Annotated in this window: 1 protein-coding gene; it reads right to left on the bottom strand. The window is 72.9% G+C overall.

Annotation, left to right across the window (positions count from 1 at the left end):
* Positions 1 to 722: glycosyltransferase family 2 protein (locus AC2W7C_RS18635; protein WP_486002673.1), on the bottom strand; the 722-nt coding region annotated here is incomplete at both ends.

Below are 722 nucleotides of genomic sequence, written 5' to 3'. Positions count from 1 at the left end.
TAGAGGGACACCCGGTAGAGCCGTAGCGAGAAGGCGCGAGTGGCACGGGCAGCCAAGCCGCCTCGGCCGGCGCCGCGCAGGCCTCGGCGCCAGGCGCGCAGGCCGGGGAGGCGCTTAAGCAGGCGCGCGGCCTTGTAGCTGGATAGGCCGCGACGACCTCGGGATGCCGCGCGGCCATGCGGGCGAAGTTCGGGGCGGACTGCTCGTATTTGCGCGCCAGGGCGTCGACCGTGTCCAGGCCCATGTGGGTGGCCGGGTTGTCCAGGTGCAGGACCTCGAACCGGCGCGAGACTCGCATCGCCCATTCGACGTCCTCCCAGCCCCAGCCCGAGAACCCGGCATCGAAGGCCTCGGCCTCGAAGACGTCGCGGCGGACCAGGAGGTTGGACGTGTAAACGTACTTCTCGGGCTGCCGGGCCCGCTCGGCGGCGGGCAGGCATTCGGACTTGGCCGCCATGGCCCGGTGGACCTGGAACCGGGCGTCCGTCGGCGCCTGAAGCAGCGAGAAGCCGCCGAAGGCGACGGCCGGGTCGCCGCGGGTCGCCAGATCGGCCCAGGTCTTCAGGAAGCGGTCGTGGTCGGGCCGCATGTCGCTGTCCAGGAACAGCAGGAAGCGGCCTCGCGCGGCGGTGGACAGGCGGTTTCGGCCCTGGGCGCGGCCTTCGTTGGCGGGCAGGGTGATCAGCCGGACGGCAGGGCCATCCCCGGCCGCGCGGGCCGTC

It is taken from the genome of Brevundimonas sp. CURTG3B2_SDJG (assembly GCF_057364705.1).
Note: the sequence above shows the minus strand (reverse complement) of the source record. Positions and strands in the feature narration are given on the sequence as shown.